This is a genomic window from Pseudomonas sp. AM8, assembly GCF_036346475.1.
Classification (GTDB): Bacteria; Pseudomonadota; Gammaproteobacteria; order Pseudomonadales; family Pseudomonadaceae; genus Aquipseudomonas; species Aquipseudomonas marginalis.
Window position 1 is genome coordinate 25,915 of the sequence record NZ_JAOTNX010000003.1, and the last position, 18,769, is coordinate 44,683.

22 protein-coding genes, 1 tRNA gene and 1 pseudogene are annotated in these 18,769 nt (G+C 59.7%); 6 read left to right on the plus strand and 18 right to left on the minus strand.

The window, feature by feature from the left end:
• Positions 1 to 8: 8 nt before the first annotated feature.
• A complete protein-coding gene (locus V3W40_RS09550; protein ID WP_092355448.1) occupies positions 9 to 731 on the minus strand; it encodes a lysophospholipid acyltransferase family protein in 723 nt (240 codons plus the stop codon).
• A gap of 212 nt (positions 732 to 943) precedes the next feature.
• Positions 944 to 1,636: a crotonase/enoyl-CoA hydratase family protein gene (locus V3W40_RS09555; RefSeq protein ID WP_065924808.1), complete on the minus strand. Its 693-nt coding sequence runs from the start codon at positions 1,634 to 1,636 to the stop codon at positions 944 to 946.
• 336 nt (positions 1,637 to 1,972) lie between these two features.
• On the opposite strand from V3W40_RS09555, the gene V3W40_RS09560 reads away from it, so the two are divergent.
• From V3W40_RS09560 to V3W40_RS09570, 3 genes are all read left to right on the plus strand, one after another.
• Positions 1,973 to 2,062, plus strand: a tRNA-Ser gene (locus V3W40_RS09560).
• 178 nt (positions 2,063 to 2,240) lie between these two features.
• Complete coding sequence (locus V3W40_RS09565; protein WP_074847473.1) at positions 2,241 to 2,474, plus strand: DUF4160 domain-containing protein; 234 nt, start codon at positions 2,241 to 2,243, stop codon at positions 2,472 to 2,474.
• A gap of 3 nt (positions 2,475 to 2,477) precedes the next feature.
• Positions 2,478 to 2,936, plus strand: a complete 459-nt coding sequence (locus V3W40_RS09570) for a DUF2442 domain-containing protein (protein ID WP_074847472.1) — start codon at positions 2,478 to 2,480, stop codon at positions 2,934 to 2,936.
• Positions 2,937 to 2,986: 50 nt separating this feature from the next.
• On the opposite strand, the gene V3W40_RS09575 is transcribed toward V3W40_RS09570, so the two are convergent.
• The 6 genes and pseudogenes from V3W40_RS09575 to V3W40_RS09600 form a co-directional block, all read right to left on the minus strand.
• The gene (locus V3W40_RS09575) at positions 2,987 to 4,027 is read right to left on the minus strand and encodes an EamA family transporter (RefSeq protein ID WP_330214939.1); all 1,041 of its coding nucleotides are present in this window, start codon (positions 4,025 to 4,027) and stop codon (positions 2,987 to 2,989) included.
• A 62-nt stretch (positions 4,028 to 4,089) separates the two neighbouring features.
• The gene (locus tag V3W40_RS09580; RefSeq protein ID WP_032887540.1) at positions 4,090 to 4,425 is read right to left on the minus strand and encodes a hypothetical protein; all 336 of its coding nucleotides are present in this window, start codon (positions 4,423 to 4,425) and stop codon (positions 4,090 to 4,092) included.
• Positions 4,426 to 4,516: 91 nt separating this feature from the next.
• On the minus strand, positions 4,517 to 5,095 hold the full coding sequence (locus tag V3W40_RS09585; RefSeq protein WP_065924799.1) for a DUF4337 domain-containing protein: 579 nt from the start codon (positions 5,093 to 5,095) through the stop codon (positions 4,517 to 4,519).
• A 54-nt stretch (positions 5,096 to 5,149) separates the two neighbouring features.
• A complete protein-coding gene (locus V3W40_RS09590; protein WP_065924798.1) occupies positions 5,150 to 5,515 on the minus strand; it encodes a DUF2784 domain-containing protein in 366 nt (121 codons plus the stop codon).
• Positions 5,516 to 5,565: 50 nt separating this feature from the next.
• Positions 5,566 to 5,892 carry a helix-turn-helix domain-containing protein gene (locus V3W40_RS09595; protein WP_065946900.1) on the minus strand — a complete coding sequence of 109 codons (327 nt, stop codon included), beginning with the start codon at positions 5,890 to 5,892 and terminating at the stop codon, positions 5,566 to 5,568.
• Positions 5,876 to 6,127 (minus strand): annotated as a pseudogene (locus V3W40_RS09600) (type II toxin-antitoxin system RelE family toxin); the annotation flags it as partial. The pseudogene V3W40_RS09600 and the gene V3W40_RS09595, both read right to left, overlap by 17 nt.
• Positions 6,128 to 6,386: 259 nt before the next feature.
• On the opposite strand from V3W40_RS09600, the gene V3W40_RS09605 reads away from it, so the two are divergent.
• Positions 6,387 to 7,076: an HAD-IA family hydrolase gene (locus tag V3W40_RS09605; RefSeq protein WP_053132697.1), complete on the plus strand. Its 690-nt coding sequence runs from the start codon at positions 6,387 to 6,389 to the stop codon at positions 7,074 to 7,076.
• 48 nt (positions 7,077 to 7,124) lie between these two features.
• Here the strand turns inward: V3W40_RS09605 and V3W40_RS09610 are convergent, their stop codons facing one another.
• Positions 7,125 to 7,871: a 3-oxoacyl-ACP reductase family protein gene (locus V3W40_RS09610; protein ID WP_027603657.1), complete on the minus strand. Its 747-nt coding sequence runs from the start codon at positions 7,869 to 7,871 to the stop codon at positions 7,125 to 7,127.
• A 126-nt stretch (positions 7,872 to 7,997) separates the two neighbouring features.
• Here V3W40_RS09610 and V3W40_RS09615 point away from each other — a divergent pair, with 126 nt between their 5' ends.
• Positions 7,998 to 8,921 (plus strand): LysR family transcriptional regulator, encoded by a 924-nt coding sequence (locus V3W40_RS09615; protein WP_330214940.1) that lies wholly within the window; start codon positions 7,998 to 8,000, stop codon positions 8,919 to 8,921.
• A 13-nt stretch (positions 8,922 to 8,934) separates the two neighbouring features.
• Here the strand turns inward: V3W40_RS09615 and V3W40_RS09620 are convergent, their stop codons facing one another.
• The 3 genes from V3W40_RS09620 to V3W40_RS09630 form a co-directional block, all read right to left on the minus strand.
• Positions 8,935 to 9,663, minus strand: a complete 729-nt coding sequence (locus V3W40_RS09620; protein WP_027603659.1) for an aspartate/glutamate racemase family protein — start codon at positions 9,661 to 9,663, stop codon at positions 8,935 to 8,937.
• A 13-nt stretch (positions 9,664 to 9,676) separates the two neighbouring features.
• A complete protein-coding gene (locus V3W40_RS09625) occupies positions 9,677 to 11,206 on the minus strand; it encodes an NCS1 family nucleobase:cation symporter-1 (RefSeq protein ID WP_330214941.1) in 1,530 nt (509 codons plus the stop codon).
• Positions 11,207 to 11,780: 574 nt separating this feature from the next.
• Positions 11,781 to 12,515, minus strand: coding sequence for a phosphoadenylyl-sulfate reductase (locus tag V3W40_RS09630; RefSeq protein ID WP_027603661.1), 735 nt, complete (start codon positions 12,513 to 12,515; stop codon positions 11,781 to 11,783).
• 151 nt (positions 12,516 to 12,666) lie between these two features.
• Here V3W40_RS09630 and thrH point away from each other — a divergent pair, with 151 nt between their 5' ends.
• On the plus strand, positions 12,667 to 13,284 hold the full coding sequence (gene thrH / locus V3W40_RS09635) for a bifunctional phosphoserine phosphatase/homoserine phosphotransferase ThrH (protein ID WP_065924794.1): 618 nt from the start codon (positions 12,667 to 12,669) through the stop codon (positions 13,282 to 13,284).
• A 76-nt stretch (positions 13,285 to 13,360) separates the two neighbouring features.
• Here the strand turns inward: thrH and V3W40_RS09640 are convergent, their stop codons facing one another.
• The 6 genes from V3W40_RS09640 to rloA form a co-directional block, all read right to left on the minus strand.
• Positions 13,361 to 13,717, minus strand: coding sequence for a helix-turn-helix domain-containing protein (locus tag V3W40_RS09640; RefSeq protein WP_065946898.1), 357 nt, complete (start codon positions 13,715 to 13,717; stop codon positions 13,361 to 13,363).
• Entirely contained in the window at positions 13,717 to 14,019 is a 303-nt protein-coding gene (locus V3W40_RS09645) for a type II toxin-antitoxin system HigB family toxin (protein WP_330214942.1), read from the minus strand. Before V3W40_RS09645 ends, V3W40_RS09640 begins: the two co-directional genes overlap by 1 nt.
• A 229-nt stretch (positions 14,020 to 14,248) precedes the next feature.
• The gene (gene pabB / locus V3W40_RS09650; RefSeq protein ID WP_330214943.1) at positions 14,249 to 15,592 is read right to left on the minus strand and encodes an aminodeoxychorismate synthase component I; all 1,344 of its coding nucleotides are present in this window, start codon (positions 15,590 to 15,592) and stop codon (positions 14,249 to 14,251) included.
• A gap of 102 nt (positions 15,593 to 15,694) precedes the next feature.
• A complete protein-coding gene (locus V3W40_RS09655) occupies positions 15,695 to 16,681 on the minus strand; it encodes an alpha-L-glutamate ligase-like protein (protein WP_330214944.1) in 987 nt (328 codons plus the stop codon).
• Entirely contained in the window at positions 16,681 to 18,213 is a 1,533-nt protein-coding gene (rloB, locus tag V3W40_RS09660) for an osmotic stress tolerance membrane protein RloB (protein ID WP_065924790.1), read from the minus strand. The genes V3W40_RS09655 and rloB overlap by 1 nt, the downstream gene beginning before the upstream one ends.
• A 5-nt stretch (positions 18,214 to 18,218) precedes the next feature.
• Positions 18,219 to 18,755 carry a retropepsin-like aspartic peptidase RloA gene (gene rloA, locus V3W40_RS09665; protein WP_065924789.1) on the minus strand — a complete coding sequence of 179 codons (537 nt, stop codon included), beginning with the start codon at positions 18,753 to 18,755 and terminating at the stop codon, positions 18,219 to 18,221.
• Positions 18,756 to 18,769: the final 14 nt, after the last annotated feature.

Genomic DNA, 18,769 nt, shown 5'->3' on the forward strand with positions numbered 1-18,769 from the left:
GAAGGTGTTCAGGCAGGTTGCACTTCGCGATCCATCGCTGTAATGCACTCATCCATCTGCGCCTGACAGGTCTGCATCAACTGCGGGATGTCATCCGAAGTCAGGCCCACAGTAGGAATCGGCGGCAACGAGCGTATGAGCACATCACCGCTGTTCCAGCGATTGAGCTTCATATGGGTGACGTAATTGCTGACACACACCGGCACGATGGGCACGCCAGCGGCGATGGCCATATGAAACGCGCCTTTCTTGAACGGCAACAAGCCTTTGCCCAGATTGCGCGTGCCCTCCGGAAACACCCAGATCGAGGTGTCCTGATGCTGCAACGTATGAGTGGTGGTGAGCATCGCGCGACGTGCCTTGTGCGCATTGCCGCGGTCGATCAGCACATTGCCCGCCAGCCAGAACAACTGGCCGAACAGCGGTACCCATTTCAGGCTCTTTTTGGCGATACACACGGTGCGATGGGGCACCACGGTGCCCAGCACAAACAGGTCATAGTTAGACTGGTGGTTGGCGATGATCACACACGTACCAGGCTTGTTGCGCAGGGAGTCGACATCGGTCTTCACCTTCAGGCGCAGGATCCACATGGCCGGCAGCGCATACAGGCGCGCACACAAGCGACTGTTGTCCGGGTTGAATGGCCGGCAGGCCCCGAGCAGCACGCCCAGTACACCGGCCACCATAAAGTGCAGGCCCATCAATAACATGCGTAACAGAAAAAGCATCGACACGGCCCATCGGGATAAAAGGTGGCGCAGTGTACGGATGTGCACTGAGTTCGGCAATTACCCGTAAAGAGGTAGGAGATAGGCGATGTTTAAGCACATGTTTCAACATGTGCCGATATAGGCAGGCTAGAGCGGCTAAAGATGTTTCGGATTCATTTGTACGAAAAAGCCCGACGCAAGGTCGGGCTTCGATGTTTCGGTTGTAGGGCTTAACTCAGGATATGCCCCTGATCCTGGATGATTGCCTCATCCAACGCCTCCAGCAGCGCCTTACGCACCTTCAGCTTGGTGTGCTTATGGGCGTTCATATTCAGCTTCTTCAACTGACGTGCCGCTTCCAGCGCCGCCGCCTGCAGCTCTTCAGGTGCCACCACCTTGTCGAGGAAACCGGCCTGCAACGCGCCTTGCGGGTCAAACATCTCGGCATTGATCACCGACCGATGAAACGCCGACTTACGCAGACGGTCCCGCGCCAGCTCGATACCGGCGTGGTGCATGGTCATGCCGATCGCCACCTCATTCAGGCCAATGCTGAACGGGCCTTCCACCCCAATCCGATAATCCGCCGACAACAACAGGAACGCACCCTTGGCCACCGCATGCCCAGGGCACGCCACAATCACCGGGAACGGGTGGGACAACAGGCGACGCGCCAACGTCGAGCCCGACGTCACCAGGCCGATGGCTTCTTTAGGGCCGGCTGTCATTACCTTCAAGTCATAACCACCCGACAGGATCCCCGGCGTGCCGGTGATGATCACCACCGCCCGATCTTTCTCGGCCTGGTCCAGCGCTGTATTAAACGCACTGACCACATCCGGAGAAATGGCATTCACCTTGCCGTTGCTCAGGGTCAGGGTCGCGATACCGTCTTCGAGGTGGTAAGCAATCAACTCACTCATGACGCGGTTCCTTGTAGGATTTGTTATAGAGAGGCTGTTTATAAAGGCGCATGCGCAGACGTTACCCACCACGCCCGCCCCGGTAAAGCGCCGTGACTGACTACCCAGTCAGACTTTCCCCGCAGGGAGAACGCCGGAAGGCCTGGAGCAGGGCGCAACACTGGCCCCAGACACAGGACGCCCATGCCCAAGAATGGCAGAATCACCACCCCTCGCCGGGCACATCCCGGCATACCCATCTAACCGCATGAAAATTCTGAAAAAAACCTTTGCCATCAGAAAGGCTTTCGACTACATTAGCGCGCCTCGACAGACTGAACTGGTTTGACGAGATACGGTGAAGTGTCCGAGTGGCTTAAGGAGCACGCCTGGAAAGTGTGTATACAAGAAATTGTATCGAGAGTTCGAATCTCTCCTTCACCGCCAAATTTGATGTAAACAAAACCCCTGGTTTCGAAAGAACCCAGGGGTTTTGTGATTTCAGGGGTTTGAAAAACTAACCTCCACAGATCTTCGCGGTCTGGAGGTATGGCTAAAAATTTCAGTTTTGATGTTCTAATAGGCCGGTTATGCTAGGGAGAAAATTTCTCTAGCATCTGATTACGTGGCTACCTTACACGCTGAACGAAACTGGAAAATAAAAATCTATCCTGACGATCACGCGCCGCCGCACTTTCACGTGCAGACGCCGGATGGTGAGTCGCTGGTTCAGATAGAAGGGCTTGTCGTGCTCGGTATAGGTGCCGAAACGAAAGCTTTGAAAGCCGCCCTGCTTTGGGCAAAAGCCCATATCGCTGATCTCAAGCGCGTATGGGATGAACAAAACCGGAGGAACTGACTTATGGCCAGCAAGCTTCGCATCTCTGCTGTGCAACCAGTTGCCGGCAAGCATGCCTTAGAGATCGAGTGGCACAACGGTAAGCGGCACACCGTTGATCTCACTGATCATATAAATAATTTCTCGGTCCTCGAGCCTCTCTTGGATTTGGCGTTATTCGGCCAGGCCCAAGTAGGTGAGTGGGGGTTTGATGTGGCATGGGGCAGTGACCTCGAAGTGTCGGCCGTTACGTTGCATCGTCTGGCATTGGAGCAGTCTGGTGAGGTCATGCTGACGCAGGATTTCAGAAAGTGGATGCTCACCAACAATTTGTCTCTTTCTGCGGCGGCGGTAGAACTCGGCTTCTCGCGCAGGACTATCACGGCGTATAGCAGCGGTGCTGCCTTGATTCCCAAGCACGTAGGGTTGGCGTGTAAGGGATGGGAATATGAGCATAAAGGTCACGCAGGTCATCACGCTTGAATGGCCTGTATGTCAAAAGAAGGGCGGCCTATAGCGCCGCCCTAATACATTCAATGCCTATGCCGATGATGCACATCCGGAAAATGCGCATGGCTGTGCCTCAGCGGACTGTGCACATGCACATGGCTATGGGGTTCCGCCGAATCCCACTCAAACCCGTGCTCATGCTGATGATGTTCATCATGCACATGCCGATGCCCGTGTTCCGTCGCGTCATGCTGATGTTCATGGGCATGCCGTTCCGTCAGGTGCAGCCAAACCCCCACGGCCATCAGCGCTGAGGCAATCCAGAACGCCAGCGTCACTGACTCACCCAACAACAGCACCGCAATCGCAGCACCCAGGAACGGCGCGGTGGAAAAATAGGCTCCCGTGCGTGCGCTGCCCAGTCCGCGCAACGCCAGCACGAACATCACCAGGCTGATGCCATAGCCCAGAAAACCCACCAGCAAGATAGGTGCAAGCCGCGCCATGCCCGGGATCTGCGCCCCGAGATAAAGCGCCAACCCGCCATTCACCAGCCCCGCAATCAACCCCTTGGCCCCGGCGATAAACAGCGCGTCCGATGCAGACACCTTGCGCGTCAGGTTGTTATCGATCCCCCAGCACAGGCACGCCACGGCAACCGCCAGCGGCCCCGTCCAGTCATGGCTGGTGCCACCGCCGTCGGCCCCCGACAGCACCACGCCGCCCAGCACGATGGCGATCATCCCCAGGACGATGCGACGGTCGGCGTTTTCCCTGAACACGACCCAGGCGATAACGGCGGTCAGCACCGATTCCAGGTTGAGCATCAGGGAGGCGGTTGCGCCGGCGGTGCGGCTCAAGCCGAACATCAACGCGACGGGCCCGAGGATGCCGCCGAATGCGATGGCGCCGAGCAGCCAGGGCCATTCCGATGGGGTTAGCCCGGAGGGTTTCCAGCCGCGATCACGAATAACGCGCACACCAGCGAGGCCGACGCCACTGCCAAGATAGAGCAGGCCGGCGAGCAGCACGGGCGAGAGGCCCAGGCCGAGGTGTTTGGCGAGCGGGGTGCTGGCGCCGAACAGGGCGGCGGCGGCGAGTGCATAGAGGATACTGAGGTTCATGGACCATCCTCGAAAGGTTGGCCCATGATACGTCGCGGGCTCAGTTGAAAGCCCGAGCGATTTTACTGCGCGGTTTTCAGCTTGATCACATCACCGGAAATCTTGGTGGTGTAACCGCTGAGCACCCAGGCCCAGAACCAGTTTTCCTGCACTTGGGTGTTGATCAGCGCATCGCCGCCTTTTGCCTTGATGGCGGCGTCCTGGGCGCGCACGAAACGGCTGTTCTGGCCGATCGGGATCACGCCGAACAGCATGATGCCGGTGGCGCTGGCTTCGCTGTGACCCAGCACGGTGTACTGGCTGCTGTCGTATTGCGGGGATTTGATGGCGGTGCCGGTGCAACCTGCGAGGGTGAAACCGAGAACGGCTGCTGCAACCACTTTACTGATGTACTTCACTGGGAAACTCCATGGACTAAAGCCCGAGATTCAATTCTCGGGGGCTGCACTTTAATCGCCCCGGCAAGGGATTGAAATCAATCTTCCCCTGTCAGATATGCAACCACGCCAGGCTACCTAACACCACCGCCACACCTGCCGCCGCATAGGACATGCGCTTCAACCATTCCCTTCTCGTCAACAACGTAATCGCCGCCAGCGAAATCGCGATCTGAATCGCGGTCATCGCCTGGGCCCAACGATGGTGCTGGTGCAGGGCCTGCTCGGATTTTTCATCCCATTCCTTTGAGGTCGCCTCCAGTTTCTCTGCCTGCTTGCGTACCTCTTCCTTCTGGCTTTTGTAGCGCTCGATCTCATCCTTGTAATGGGCGGCATCCACACCGGGAATATGGGTCGCGAGTTCCGCCAGGTTCTGCCGGCTGGACTTGGCCTGGTAGTAGTTCCACTGGTTGGCGGCTTCGGTCTTGATGATGGCTGCGTTGTTCTTGTCCATCGCCGCTTCGCTCTCGGTGGAGCCAGCCTGGTAGCTGAGCATGGCGCCAAGGGTGGCCATCAGTGCGGTCATGACGGCGATGCGACTGGCGAAACTGTCGCCGTGGGCGTGGGCGTGTTCGGTGGTGTGTTCGAGGTGTTTTTCGTGGGGGCTGGGGACTTCGAAGGCTTCGGACATGGTGGCGCCGGTGAAGGGACTGAGGGAGTCTGATTCTTCACCAGTGAAGCTGTCTCAAGCCTGTACGTAACGCCGGATCAAGCGCACATACACCGCAATATTGATCGCCAGCACCAATGCGCCCAGGCCCAGCTGGATCTGTGGCGTCAGCCCGGCCGGGTAGATCAACGTGAGGATGTAATGCTCGATAAACCCACCGCCATAACCGTCCTGCCCGGCGAGGTGGCGGAACAGGTTTTCCCAGCGGGTCAGCGGGCAGGGCAGGTGGAACACTTCGACCGCCACGCCCCACGCAGCGGCGGGCAAGTGCAGCCAGATAACCGGGCGCCATTTCAGCGCCAGCAGCCCACCAAACAGTACGAACAGGATGAAGCACAGGTGGAACAGCACGAGGCTGTCTGCGGCTAGACGATAGAGCATGTTTGGTTTCGCTTTTAGGTGACTGAAGGCGCGGACTGTCCCGTTTGAGGCTATAGCTCCAGTTGAACGGCGTTGATGCCAAATGCCTTGGCAATCTTTTCCCGCGTCGTCCGGCGAGGTTTGTTCACCGCCTCTTGCTGGGCAAATGCGGATTGGGAAATGCCCAGGCGTTGGGCGACTTCTTCCTGGGTCAGGTTCAGGTGTTCGCGCCAGGCTCGGATCGGAGTGGCTCCATCTACCAGGCGGCTGACCACCGCGTGGGGAATGAGGTTTGGATCGTTCTGCCGGGCCAGATAGTGTTCATAAGGGATCACCACGAAGGCTGGCTTGCCCTCCGTATTGTGGATGATCTGTATGGCAGTAGGTTCGCTCGTCACGTTTCTTGACCTCTTGAATGCTGACTACCTGGATATTGCCGTCCCAGTCGAAAAGGACTCGGTAATGACCCACCCTTAATCGGTAACCGTGGGGGTGGTTGACCAACGCCTTGACGTTGACTGCCTCGGGCATGCGTTCAAGCGAGAAGACGGCATCGCGTACTTGTTGCTGATGATACGAATGCAATCGAAGCAATTGCTTGACGGCTTTTCGGGTCCAGTGGATTGAGTTCATCAGAGGTTAATAAGTCTTTTATAAGGTTTGCAAGGGGTATTTTTCAAAGGAGAGCTATCGGTCGAACGCTCTGTTCCTACAAACCCTAGACGGCCGCATCGCAGGCGGGCGGGTAAAACTGTTGCCCGGTATGAATCACTGATCGCACACAGACTGCAGTCCTGTGCCGACTCAATACCTGGCCGCGAAGGTTGCTTGCAGGTAACCCAGGCCGTTATTGTGCTGAATCCATTTAGTCCTTCTTCCAGGGTTTGTAGTGATGAATGCACCGCGTACCGCAGTCGGTCCGATCAAGGCCGTGATTTTCGATATGGACGGGTTATTGCTGGATACGGAAGGCATCTACACCGAAGTCACGCAGATCATCGCTGAACGCTACGGCCGAACCTACGACTGGGGCATCAAGCAGCACATCATCGGGCGCGGTGCCCAGGATTTGGCCGACTATGTGGTCAAGGCGCTGGACCTGCCGATTACCCCGGCTGAATTCCTCGAAATTCGCGAACCGCTGATGAGCGAGCGCTTTCCCAAGGCCTTGGGCATGCCTGGCGCGGAAGCTCTGGTGCGGCACTTGAAGGCGCACAACATTCCGATTGCCGTGGGCACCAGTTCGTCGCGCAATTCGTTTGGCCACAAAACCACCTTGCACCGCGAGTGGTTTGGTTTGTTCGACACCATCGTCACCGCTGACGACCCGGAAGTCGGTGCCGCCAAGCCGGCGCCGGACATCTTCCTCACCGCTGCACGCCGCTTGGGCGTTGCCCCGGAGGATTGCCTGGTGTTCGAGGATTCGCCGTTTGGTGTAACGGCTGCGAAGGCCGCCCATATGACCGCGATCGCCGTCCCTGATGAAGCCATGGCCGACAGCAAGTACCAGCATGCCGACCAGATCATCCGCAAGCTTGCGGACTTCGACCTGGCGGCCTATGGCCTGCCCCCCATCTCCTGAACCAACAAGGTCAACAGGTGGGAGGGGGCAAGCCGCTCCCACATTGGGTTATGCGCTGAAGCCACCATCGATAGTCAGGCTGGCACCGGTGATATACCCCGCTTCCGGCCCGGCCAGATATGCCACGAAACTGGCAATCTCTTCCACGTGCCCGTAACGGCCCACCGCCATCAACCCGATCAGGCTCTCGGCAAAATCACTGTTTGCCGGGTTCATATCGGTGTCCACCGGCCCAGGTTGCACGTTGTTGATGGTGATGCCGCGCGGCCCCAGGTCCCGCGCCAAACCCTTGGTCAAACCGACCAGCGCCGCCTTGCTCATTGCGTACGGGCCACCACCGCCAAACGGCATGCGCTCGGCATTGGTGCTGCCGATGTTGATCACCCGGCCACCTTCACCCATATGCCTGGCGGCTTCCTGGGTGGCGATAAACACGCTGCGCACGTTGATCGCCAGGGTCTGGTCGAAGTCTTCCAGCTTGAAGTCTTCCAGCGGTGCAATGGCCAGCACGCCGGCGTTATTCACCAGGATGTCCAGGCGGCCGAAGGCTTCCACGGTGGCGTTGACCGCGTTGCGGATCGCAGTGGCATCGGCGCTGTCGGCGTGGATCGCCAGGGCTTTGCCGCCTTCGCTGATCACGCTGTGCTGCAGGGCTTCAGCCTTGGCGGCCGAGCTGACGTAGGTAAAGGCAACGGCTGCACCCTGTGCTGCCAGGCGCTTGACGATGGCGGCGCCGATGCCGCGGGAACCGCCTTGGATCAAGGCGACTTTGCCGCTGAGGTTGTGTGTGGTCATGTCGATCTCCTGGTCATTCAAGGCGCAATGCCCTGTTGTTGGAGCCGAGTATCGACCTCGCTCGCCGCTGCCGGTAGACCGTGATTGCTATAGTCTGTGTAAACCAAAAGTTTAGAGTGTGGCGTTATGGAAAGCTTTGGCAGTATCGAATGCTTTGTGCGCAGCGCCGAAGGCGGCAGCTTTGCCGAGGCGGCCCGGCACCTGAGCCTGACCCCGGCGGCGGTCGGCAAAAGCGTCGCCAAGCTGGAGGTGCGCCTCGGCGTGCGGCTGTTCCAGCGCAGCACCCGGCGTCTGGCCCTGACCGAAGCCGGCAAGTTGTTCCTGGCCGAAGTCAGCGGCAGCCTCACCACCATCCAGAATGCCGTGGCTAACCTGGCCAGCGCCGAAGGCCGGCCGGTGGGCACGCTCAAGGTCAGCATGGGCACCGTGTTTGGCAATCGCTACGTGGTGCCGTTGCTGGGGGCGTTCATGGCGCGCTTTCCGGATATCAGCCCGGACTGGCATTTCGACAACCGCCAGGTGGACCTGATCGGCCAGGGCTTCGATGCCGCCATCGGTGGCGGTTTTGAGCTGCCCCAAGGGGTGGTGGCGCGCAAGCTGGCGCCGGCGCATCGGGTGTTGGTGGCCTCGCCGGATTACCTGGCGCAGCGCCCGCCGGTGCGCGAGCCCGAAGACTTGTCGCGGTGCAACGGTATCCTGATCCGCTCACCGCAAACCGGGCGTATCCGTTCCTGGCAGTTGACCAGTGTCGAACGTGAACACCGCCCGCTGGTGCTCAAGCCCGGCATGACCATGAGCGACTCCGAAGCCGCCTGCTGCGCCAGTGCCCAAGGCCTGGGGATTGCGCTGGTGAGCATGCCCATGGCCGTGCCGTTCCTTGACAGTGGCGCGGTGGTGCGCGTGTTGCCCGGCTGGTGTGTCGACGACGGCAATATTTCCATCTACTACGCGGAGCACAAACTGCTGCCCGGCAAGACCCGGGCGTTTGTGGATTTCATCATCGAGCAGTTTGCCGAGAAGAAGCTGGGCCAGAGGTTCAGCGCAATCTGAAACCAGGTGCCGGTCAGCGGCCGAACCGAGTCGGCCAGCCAATCACCTGCTTCGGCCGTGGCGTCGCGTAAGTGCGGATCTTCGACGTCGACAACCCTAGTCGCACCAGGGATTCGGCAATGGTCACCGCCGCCGTCACCCCATCCACCACCGGCACGCCGGTGCGCTGGCGAATCTGCTCATCCAGCCCGGCCATGCCGCCGCAACCCAGGCAGATCACTTCGGCTTTGTCCTCGCGGATAGCCAGTTCCGCCTGGCGCACGATGGCTTCCATGGCGGCCAGCGGGTCTTCCTCCAGTTCCAGCACCGCCATGCCGCTGGCGCGCACCGAGGCGCAGCGCTGGTACAGGCCGGCGAGTTTCAGGCGGTCTTCGATCAGCGGCACGGTGCGGTCCAGGGTGGTGACCACGGAGTAGGCGTGGCCCAGGAACATTGCGGTGCTGGCCGCCGCTTCGGTGATGTCCACCACCGGCACATTCAGCAACTCCTGCAAGCCTTCCCGGCCGTGCTCGCCGTAGCCGGCCTGGATCACCGCATCGAACGGTTGGTCGTAGGCCATCACCCGGTCCATCACGGCGATGGCGGCCAGGTAGCTTTCAAAGTTGCCCTCCACCGATTCCGCGCCGAAGTAGGGCGTGAGCCCGACAATCTCGGTGCCCGGCGAGGCCACGGACCGCGCCTGTTGAGCGATGGTTTCAGTGATGGATTCGGTGGTGTTGACGTTGACCACGAGGATACGCATGGAAGGTCCTTACTCAGTGACTGACGTTATCGACGGCAATGCTTTCGCCGCTGACATCGGCGTAGAACGGCTGGCGCTTGGCGATCAGCAGGTACAGCAACCCTGCAATACCGGCGCCAAACAACCAGGAAAACGGCGAGACGCTGGCAAATCCCGGCAACAGCGCCAGCAGGATGGCGATCACGGCTGCAGGAATAAACGCCGCCACTGCACGCATATTCACCCCACGGCTGTAGTAATAAACGCCATTCGGGTTTTCGCTATACAGCTGCGGTACGTCCACCTGGCTTTTACGAATCAGCCAGTAATCGACCATGATCACCCCGTACAGCGGCCCCAGCAGCGCGCCCAGGCCGGAGAGGAAATACACGATCACCAGTGGGCTGTTGTAGAGGTTCCACGGCAGGATCAGCACGGCCACGGTGGCGCTGATCAAGCCGGCACGGCGGAAGTTCAGGTATTTGGGTGCCAGGTTGCTCAGCACAAAGGCCGGCGCGACGAAGTTGGCCATGATGTTCACCGCCACGGTCACGATCAGGAACGCCAGGCAGCCCAGCACGAGAAAGAAGGTATTGGGGATGGCTGCAATGATTTCAGTCGGGCTTTCGATCACTCGGCCATTGAGTTGGAATTGCCCGCCGCACAGCAGCACGGTGATGGCGGCAAACACCAGGATATTCACCGGCAGGCCCCAGAAGTTGCCGACGAGGATGGTCTTGCGGCACGGCGAAGAGCGCGCGAAGTCGCAAAAGTTGAGGATCAGCGTGCCATAGATCGCCAGCCACAACGCGCCACCGGCAAAGATATTGCGCCACATCTCGCCGCCGCTCAGCGGTTCGCGGATCGACCAGGCAATGTTGCCGCCGGCCTGGAAGTACATCCAACCGGCCAGCGCCGCCACCGTCAGCAAAATCACCGGCCCGGCGAAGCCTTCATAGCGGCGCACCATCTCCATGCCATAAGCGAGGATCACCAGTTGCACGAACCAGATCGCCACGAAACAGGCCCAACCCAGGGTCGATAGTCCCAGGATCGAGTTGTGGTCATAGTCGGCAAAGCCCGGATGAATCGCCGTCAGCAGTACGCGGAAAACCACCGACGCCAGGTACGTCTGGATACCAAACCAGGCAATCGCTATCACGGCGCGGATCAACGCCGGGATCTGCGCGCCGTGAATGCCGAAACTGATGCGGCTGATCACCGGAAACGGCACGCCGGTCTTCTGGCCCATATACCCCGACAAGTTCATGAAGAAGTACACCAGCGCCGCGCCGATGCCCAGGGACAACAGGATCTGCCAGCCGCCCAGGCCCAGCGCGTAGAGGCCGATGGCGAACGAATAGTTGGCGATGTTGTGCACGTCATTGGTCCAGAGCGCGAAGATGCTGTAGCGCCCCCAGCGTCGGCCTTCGACCTTGGTGGGCGCCAGGTCCTTGTTGTGCAGGCGCGGGCTGAGCACCAGGGGGCCGGGGATTGCGGCGTCCGGGTTCAGGGCGGAGGAGGGCAGATCCAGTGCGATGTTATTCGAGAGGCTTGTACGCATTCCGGCAGGCTCCAGCACATCTGCTGAGGCGCTGCAGATGGCAAAGTGTATGTAGATTTTGTATTTATTGTATACAAAGCGTATTTCACCTTAAGCCACATGTGTGCCAGCTTTGGATCTATGAAAGTCCTGGGTAATTTCGTTTTTATAGGTGAGTTAAATAACTGGCTGAATTTGAAGAAATATAAATTGACCGATTGAACAGCTATTTATTTTTGCGTTGTCGGCTTGTGATTCGCCAGGCCAACCGAGGGGAGGGGAGAGGTGTTACGTTATGGTGCGGTTTAAGAGAAATTGCACACATAAATGGCACCGATGGTTACACCTATGTGTACATCTCTAACACTCAACCCAAAACAAAATGAGGGAGGGGGCTTGCCCTAATACCAGTCAGTTAAGCGTACATCGCCTCCTGTAGGAGCGAGCTTGCTCGCGAAAAACGTCAACGATAACGCGTGCTTCCTGAATGAACGCGGCGCCTGTGAGTTTTTCGCGAGCAAGCTCGCTCCTACAAAAAGCCTCAACTGACTAGCATCAGGGCAAGCTCCCTCCCACATTTTTTACAGCATCAACTTCAAGCCTTGCTGATGATATTCCCGGCATGCAGCCCGCATTCCTTCTGGGTGGCTTCTTCCCACCACCAGCGTCCTTCGCGCTCGTGCTGGTTCGGCAGCACAGGACGGGTGCACGGCTCACACCCGATGCTGATAAAGCCGCGCTCATGCAGGCTGTTGTACGGCAGCTCCAGCATGCGGATGTAACCCCAGATCTCCTCGCTGGTCATCTGCGCCAGCGGGTTGAACTTGTACAGGGTACGTTCCGGGGTGGAGAAGGCGGTGTCGATTTCCAGCGCCGCCACCTGGCTGCGGGTGCCGGGGCTCTGGTCGCGGCGTTGGCCGGTGGCCCAGGCGCTGACGCCGGAAAGCTTGCGGCGCAGCGGCTCGATCTTGCGCACGCCGCAGCATTCGCCATGGCCGTCCTTGTAGAAGCTGAACAGGCCTTTCTCCTTGACGAAGGGTTCCAGCTTGCTCTGGTCCGGAGAGATCAGTTCGATGTCGATCTTGTAGAAGTCGCGCACCTGCTCGATAAACCGGTAGGTCTCCGGGTGCAGGCGACCGGTGTCGAGGCTGAACACCTTGACGTTCTTGTTCAGCTTCCAGGCCATGTCCACCAGCACCACATCCTCGGCGCCGCTGAAGGAAATCCACAGGTCATCACCGAACTGGCTGAACGCCAGCTTGAGAATGTCCTGGGCAGACTTGTTGGCATAAGTCGTGGCGAGTTCAACGACGTCGAAGGCTTGGTTCATCAGGACGGTTCCTACAGGTCAATGGCGCTGAGCGCTCTATAGGGGAGCGATGGTATCAAAATCCGCCCTGCGTTGCGGCGGCGGGCTTGAATCGCTAGAGTTCGGCAGTCCTTTTGCTCGCTCAACTAACAACATCTAATGGGAGTGTCTTGTGGAAATTGCCTGTCTCGACCTGGAAGGGGTGCTGGTGCCGGAAATCTGGATCGCCTTCGCCGAAAAAACCGGTATTGAATCCCTGCGGGCCACCACCCGTGACATTCCCGACTACGACGTGCTGATGAAGCAGCGCCTGCGCATCCTCGACGAACACGGGCTCAAGCTCGCCGACATCCAGGAAGTGATCGCCACCCTCAAGCCGCTGGACGGTGCCATCGAGTTCGTTAACTGGCTGCGCGAGCGCTTCCAGGTGGTGATCCTGTCCGACACCTTCTACGAATTCTCCCAGCCGCTGATGCGCCAGCTGGGTTTCCCGACCTTGTTGTGCCACCGTCTCATCACCGACGAAAACGACCGCGTGGTCAGCTACCAACTGCGCCAGAAAGACCCCAAGCGCCAGTCGGTATTGGCGTTCAAGACCCTCTACTACCGCGTGATCGCTGCGGGCGACTCCTACAACGACACCACCATGTTGGGCGAGGCCGACCGCGGGATTCTGTTCCATGCGCCGGACAATGTGATCCGCGAATTCCCACAATTCCCGGCGGTGCATACGTTTGAAGATTTGAAGAAAGAGTTCATCAGGGCGTCGAATCGGCCGTTGAGCCTGTAATTTCTTTCGGTTCGGCTGATGGCCCTATCGGGGGCTTGCTCCCGATGGGGAAGGTAGCGCTACTACCATGTTTCTGTCAGCTCCCTGCAAGCAACCGCTCATAAGGAATACTCAAGCCTTCATGCAGCCGCTTGATCATCGACAGGCTCAGCTTGCGCTTGTGGTTCAGCACTTCGGATACACGTCCGCTGGTGCCGATAAATGGCTCCAGGTCGCGGGCAGTCATGCCCAGTTGCTCCATGCGAAATTTAATGGCTTCCACCGGATCAGAAGGTGGTATTGGGTAATGTTCGGCTTCGTACTTCTCAATGAGTACTGCAAGAATTTCCAGCTCATCGCCTTCAGTCGAGCCGATGTCCGCTCCCCAGAGCTGCTGTACCCGCGCGAGTGCAGCAGTGAGGTCTTCCTGGGAGTGTATGGGTTTGATGTTCATTACACGGTCTCCGCGTTGATCTGGTCGTACTGCGCATGAGTCCCTACGAACCGTATGAACCCAAGCTGTCGCTGGTAATCGATCGTCATGATCACTCGATATTTGTTGCCGCCCACGTTGAATACAACCCTGCCACCTTTGAGAATGCTCGCGGTCCTGAGCGCTGCCTTGAGTGCTTGTGGCGTCGGGTAAATGGCCTTTTCCATATGCCGATACAGTTCAATAAGCGGTGCCTTTGCATCGATATAGGCGGGTTGGTTTTCCCAGAATATTCGTAAGGTCGATAGAGCGATTATCCGCATCGCTGCAACCTCCCAATTTGGGAGATGATAGGCGCGGTTGAGAGGGGGCGCAATCTCGGAAATATTTCCTGACGGGTAGGCAGTCGCTTCATGTGATCCTTCACAGACGGCGGGCGGACGGTTGAAGCCGGACGCTATCCTCCGACGTTCAACTGCGTCTACTGTGGGTCTGATTCAGGTTTTTTCTACTGCTTGGCTCTGCGTCTGAGAGCCAGGAAGGAGCTGCGCGCTACAGGTTTTCCAGCGTTTGTAACAACACCCGTACCTTCGTCAGTGACTCCTGATACTCCGCTTCCCACTGCGAATCCGCCACGATCCCACCGCCGCCCCAGCAACACACCTGGCCATCCTTGACCAGCAAACTGCGGATGGCGATGGAGCTGTCCATCTCGCCGCGCACATCCAGGTACACCAACGAACCGCAGTACAGCCCGCGTCGGGTCGGCTCGAGTTCGTCGATGATCTGCATCGCGCGGATTTTCGGGGCACCGGTGATCGAGCCACCAGGGAAGCTGCCAGCGATCAGGTCGAGGGCGTCTTTATCGTAGGCTAATACACCGGTCACGCTGCTGACCAGGTGATGCACATTGGGGTAGCTTTCCAGGCTGAACAGTTCTGGCACGTTGACTGAACCGGTGCGGCAGCTACGTCCCAGGTCGTTGCGCAGCAGGTCGACGATCATCAGGTTCTCGGCGCGGTCCTTGGGGCTGGCCAGCAGTTCGGCGGCATTCGCCGCGTCTTCTTCCGGCGTAAGGCCGCGGGGGCGGGTGCCTTTGATCGGGCGGGTCTCGACGTGGCGCTCGCTGATGCGCACGAAACGCTCCGGTGACAGGCTCAGCACCGCGCCGTCGTCCGGCAGGCTCTGGAACCCGGAAAATGGCGTCGGGCAGGCTTCGCGCAACGCGCAGTAGGCGGCCCAGGGATCGCCCAGGCACGGCGCGCGGAAACGCTGGGCGAAGTTGACCTGGTAGCAGTCGCCCGCCTGGATGTAATCCTGGATCCGCACGATGGCTTGGCGGTAGGCCTCGGCGCTGAGGTCGGGGGCCATCGGGCCTTGGAGTTTGAACGTCGCAGAGGTGTCGACCGCCCCATGGCTGAACAACGCGATCAGCCGTTGCCGTTCGCTGTCTGCCAGCGAGGGATGAAACACCAGCTGGCTGGCCTGCGCCTGGTGGTCACTGATCAGCGCCCAGGCGTACAGCCCGAAGCGCGCGTCCGGCAGGTGCAGGTCATCCACCGCCAGGTGCGGCATGGGCTCCAGGTGCCGACCGAAGTCGTAGCTCAGGTAGCCGATCAAGCCACCGGCGAACGGCAACTGCAAACCGGCAGGAATTGCGGCTTCACCCAATCGCGTCAGGTTTTCCCGTAAGCGATGCAGGAAAGCAGCGCCGCTTTCGTCAGGCGCTACCGTCAAGGTTGCTTCGGGCCAGGCGCTGAGCAAATCGTAACGCCCACGCTCGGCCGCCGGGCGGCCGCTGTCGAGCAGGACCGCGCCGGGAGCGTGGCGAATCGCCGCAAAATACTCGGCGGGGTTGGCCCGGTAGGGCAATGGGTGTACGGAGCAGGTCGACATGCGGGGTTGGATCAGCCAATGGCGCGGGGGGAGAGGGATTGTAGTCCCCCGTAGGATTTGCTCCTAGGGGGGATGTCGGGGATAGACAGTTCGAAGACCGGATCAGCCTTCCACGGGCGGAATATGCCCGAACATCTCCTGCACGAACTTCACCCGCTCTTCCGGGGTTTCCGTCACGCCGGCGGCTTTCAGGTCTTCCAGTCGCGCCTCCACCGCATGGGTGCGCAGGGTCAGGCCGCAGTCGTTGGCGATCTGGATATTGAGCCCCGGCCGCGCATTCAGCTCCAGGATCAGCGGGCCTTTTTCCTGGTCGAGCACCATGTCCACGCCGATATACCCCAGCCCGCAGAGCTCGTAGCAGCCGGCCGCGAGCTTCATGAAACCGTCCCAGTTGGGCAGTTGCACGCCATCCACCGCGTTGGTGGTGTCGGGGTGTTTGGTGATGATGGTGTTCAGCCAGGTGCCGCGCAGGGTCAGGCCGGTGGCGAGGTCGACGCCCACGCCGATCGCGCCCTGGTGCAGGTTGGCCTTGCCGCCCGACTGGCGGGTCGGCAAGCGCAGCATCGCCATCACCGGGTAGCCCATCAGCACGATGATGCGGATATCCGGTACGCCTTCGTAGCTGATGCTCTTGAAGATCTGGTCAGGCACCACGCGGTACTCGATCAGCGCACGGTCGCGGTGGCCACCCAGGGAGTACAGGCCGGTGAGGATGCTGGAAATCTGGTGCTCGATCTCTTCATGGCTGATGATCTTGCCGGACACCGTGCGGTAGCGCCCCTCGAAACGGTCCGCCACCACCAGGATGCCGTCGCCGCCGGCGCCCTGGGCCGGCTTGATCACGAAGTCGCTGCGCCCACCGATGATCTCGTCGAGCTTGTCGATTTCCTTCTCGGTGGAGATCACCCCGTACATTTCCGGCACATGGATGCCCGCAGCGATGGCCCGCTCCTTGGTGATGATCTTGTCATCCACAATCGGATACAGGCTGCGCTTGTTGTACTTGAGCACGTAGTCCGCATTGCGCCGGTTGATGCCCATGATTCCCCGAGCTTCCAGGGCCTTCCAGGTCTTCCAGAAGCCGAACATTACGAGTCAGCCTTGAGGAAGGCCTTGAATCGCACCAGCTCGGTCAGGCGGTAGCCGCGATAGCGACCCATTGCCAGCATGAAGCCCACCAGGATCAGCAGGATCGCCGGGAAGGTGAATACGAAATAGATCAGCTCCGGCACGCTCATGATGATGTGCGCCAGGGACGCGGCGAACAGCGTACCAATCGCGACTTTCATGGCATGGCTGGCGCCGCGCTCTTCCCAGGTGATCGACAGGCGTTCGATGGTCATGGTCAAAATCACCATCGGGAACAGCGCCACCGACAGCCCGCGCTCCAGCCCCAGCTTGTGGCTGAACAGGCTGATGGCGGCGATCAGCACCACCACGAAGGTCAGCACCACCGACAACCTCGGCAGCATCTGCAGCTTCAGGTGTTCCAGGTACGACCTGAGGGACAGGCCCAGCGCCGTGATAATCGTGAACAGCACAATCCCGAAGCCCAGCTGCGTCTCTCGGAACGCCAGGGCAATCAGCACCGGGGTAAAGGTGCCCAGGGTCTGCAGGCCGATCAGGTTGCGCAGGATCAGGATCACCAGCACCCCAATCGGGATCATCACCATGATCATGAAGGTCTGCTGGGTTTGCAGCGGCAGGCCGTACAGCGAGTATTCGAGGAAGTTGGCGTCGGTGTTCTCGTCGGTCAGCTTGGCCAGGCGAATCGCGTTCATTTCGCTGTTGTTCAGGCTGAAGGTGACCATGGCTTTCTTGCCGCCATCGACGGTGATCAGGTTTTCATCGCCGGTCCACCACAGCAGGCGGTCGGCGGGCAGGCCCGGTTCGCCGGTTTCCGGGTTGAAGTACAGCCAGTCGTTGCCATTGAAGCTACGCAGCCACAGCTCCGGGGTTTGCGGCTGGTCGGCCACCAGGCGGATGGTGTGGACCTTTTCCACCGGCACGTGGGCAATGGACAGCAGCAGCTCGACGATCTTGGCCTTGTGCGGCGTCGACGGGTCGCCGGCCAGCAACAGCTTCACGTTGTCGTCGTTGAGGTTGTTGGTGCGCTTGATGGCTTCGGTGATGAAGGTCTCGACGTCGGCCGAATGCTGGCGGATCGGCGCCAGCAGGGCTTCGGCGGCGATTTTTTCCGGGCCTTCCACGGCAATGCTGTCGCGGAAGGTCGGGCCCTTGATCTTGGTTTTTTCGCCGCTGTAGCGCTTGGTCAGCACCAGGCGGTAATACAGGGTCTGGTTGCCCTTGGCGCGGCGTGCCGACCAGGTGACCTTACGGTTGCCGTCGATGCGGTTGACGCTCACCCCGTAGTTATTCGAGATAAAGCTCTCATTAAGGCTGACGAAGTCGCGGCTCAAGGGCGGCACGAACATCTGGATCTTCACCGGGTCCTTGGGGTTGGCGACGAACTCGACCTTGGCGTCGATGTTCCACAGGTCGTCGGTGGCGTCCTCGGTGACGGGAATGCCCAGCACGAAGATCTGGTAGGCGGTGACCGAAATACCCAACACCACCAGGATGGCGATCAGGATTCTCAGGTGCAGGGTTAGAGCGCGCATTCGGTTTACTCGGCGGTATGAGCGTCGGCGGCGCAGGCGGGTTTGCCTGCTGCGTATTTAAGACTGGGGTCGACCAGCGCATCAAAGCGTTTGAGCGCTTCGGAGCCGATCAGCAGCGGGTATTGGAAAGCGCTGCGGTCAGTCAAGTTCACTTCGATGCTGCGTAAAGCGGTGCCCATGCAGATATCCAGGGCAATCACTGGACGGGCGGTGTAGTTCTTGTCCTCATCGGGGTCGTAGTCGCCGGCGCGCCGCTTGATCTTGCTGACGCGGGCCAGGGGGCGTTCGATGGGATGGGAATGGGCGGTGTCGATGGCCAGGTAGAAGCGCACCCAGGATTCGCCGTTGCGCTTGAAACGCTTGATGTCACGGGCGCTGAGGGAGGCGGTCTTGGCGCCGGTGTCGAGCTTGGCGGCTACTTCCAGGTCGATGCCGGCCAATTGCGCGTATTCATTGAGGCCATACACGGTCTTCTCGGCGGCAGCGCCAAGGCTCGGCATGGACAATAGGCAAAACAACAGGGGGAAGGGCTTGAGTCTCATAGATCCTGAGGCGG

Bases quoted from the DNA above. Each gene is read 5' to 3' on its own strand.
- rloB (WP_065924790.1), bottom strand. From the start codon at position 18,213: ATGCGCGCTCTAACCCTGCACCTGAGAATCCTGATCGCCATCCTGGTG.
- V3W40_RS09585 (WP_065924799.1), bottom strand. From the start codon at position 5,095: ATGTCCGAAGCCTTCGAAGTCCCCAGCCCCCACGAAAAACACCTCGAA.
- V3W40_RS09615 (WP_330214940.1), top strand. From the start codon at position 7,998: ATGGAAAGCTTTGGCAGTATCGAATGCTTTGTGCGCAGCGCCGAAGGC.
- V3W40_RS09610 (WP_027603657.1), bottom strand. From the start codon at position 7,871: ATGACCACACACAACCTCAGCGGCAAAGTCGCCTTGATCCAAGGCGGT.
- V3W40_RS09655 (WP_330214944.1), bottom strand. From the start codon at position 16,681: ATGTTCGGCTTCTGGAAGACCTGGAAGGCCCTGGAAGCTCGGGGAATC.
- V3W40_RS09555 (WP_065924808.1), bottom strand. From the start codon at position 1,636: ATGAGTGAGTTGATTGCTTACCACCTCGAAGACGGTATCGCGACCCTG.
- V3W40_RS09645 (WP_330214942.1), bottom strand. From the start codon at position 14,019: ATGCGGATAATCGCTCTATCGACCTTACGAATATTCTGGGAAAACCAA.
- V3W40_RS09605 (WP_053132697.1), top strand. From the start codon at position 6,387: ATGAATGCACCGCGTACCGCAGTCGGTCCGATCAAGGCCGTGATTTTC.
- V3W40_RS09590 (WP_065924798.1), bottom strand. From the start codon at position 5,515: ATGCTCTATCGTCTAGCCGCAGACAGCCTCGTGCTGTTCCACCTGTGC.
- rloA (WP_065924789.1), bottom strand. From the start codon at position 18,755: ATGAGACTCAAGCCCTTCCCCCTGTTGTTTTGCCTATTGTCCATGCCG.
- V3W40_RS09550 (WP_092355448.1), bottom strand. From the start codon at position 731: ATGCTTTTTCTGTTACGCATGTTATTGATGGGCCTGCACTTTATGGTG.
- V3W40_RS09570 (WP_074847472.1), top strand. From the start codon at position 2,478: ATGGCCAGCAAGCTTCGCATCTCTGCTGTGCAACCAGTTGCCGGCAAG.
- V3W40_RS09575 (WP_330214939.1), bottom strand. From the start codon at position 4,027: ATGAACCTCAGTATCCTCTATGCACTCGCCGCCGCCGCCCTGTTCGGC.
- pabB (WP_330214943.1), bottom strand. From the start codon at position 15,592: ATGTCGACCTGCTCCGTACACCCATTGCCCTACCGGGCCAACCCCGCC.
- V3W40_RS09620 (WP_027603659.1), bottom strand. From the start codon at position 9,663: ATGCGTATCCTCGTGGTCAACGTCAACACCACCGAATCCATCACTGAA.
- V3W40_RS09630 (WP_027603661.1), bottom strand. From the start codon at position 12,515: ATGAACCAAGCCTTCGACGTCGTTGAACTCGCCACGACTTATGCCAAC.
- V3W40_RS09625 (WP_330214941.1), bottom strand. From the start codon at position 11,206: ATGCGTACAAGCCTCTCGAATAACATCGCACTGGATCTGCCCTCCTCC.
- V3W40_RS09640 (WP_065946898.1), bottom strand. From the start codon at position 13,717: ATGAACATCAAACCCATACACTCCCAGGAAGACCTCACTGCTGCACTC.